General features: G+C 64.1%; 1 protein-coding gene. It reads left to right on the top strand.

The window, feature by feature from the left end; genetic code table 11:
- Nucleotides 1-733: NAD(P)/FAD-dependent oxidoreductase (locus OQK_RS01210; RefSeq protein ID WP_016770747.1), on the top strand; the 733-nt coding region annotated here is incomplete at both ends.

Here is a 733-nt window from a genome sequence, read left to right on the forward strand (position 1 = left end):
CAGCGGCAGCCAGCTCGCTCGGCCTCCGGTGCCTGGCCTCAAGGAGCATGCGTTCGATGTCGATCAGATCGAATCCTCGGCGCGTCTGGAACGTCATCTCATCGCCCTCGGCAACCAACCGCCCAGCGTTGCGCGCAACACCGTGGTGGTCGCGGGTGGCGGTTTCACCGGGATTGAAACTGCGACGGGAATGCCGGCGCGCCTGCGTGCGATCCTCGGTGAGGATCAAGACCTGCGCGTGATCATTGTCGATCGCAGCAAGGACATCGCCGCGACCATGGGTGATGGCATTCGCCCGTCGATCATCGAGGCGTCCAATGACCTGGGTATCGAATGGATCGTCGATGCCAGCGTTGCCGCTGTGGATGCCAATGGCGTCACCCTCGCCGATGGCCGCCACATCGAAAGCCAGACCGTGATCTGGACCGTAGGTTTCCGCGCCAGCCCGCTCACCGAACAACTCGACGCCGAACGCGATGGCCAGGGCCGCCTGCACGTCGATGGCAACCTCAAGGTGCACGGCATCGATCACGTCTTTGCCGCTGGTGATGTCGCTCGCGCCGCCACAGACGACTTCGGCAACTATGCTGCGATGTCTTGCCAGCACGCGATCAGCCTGGGTCGCTACGCCGGCAACAACGCCGCCGCCGATCTCCTCGGCGTCGCTCCGACAATGTATCGCCAGCCCAAGTACGTGACTTGCCTGGATCTGGGCGCCTGGGGCGCGGTATAC

The organism is Pseudomonas sp. R62 (genome assembly GCF_000257605.1).
GTDB lineage: Bacteria > Pseudomonadota > Gammaproteobacteria > Pseudomonadales > Pseudomonadaceae > Aquipseudomonas > Aquipseudomonas atacamensis.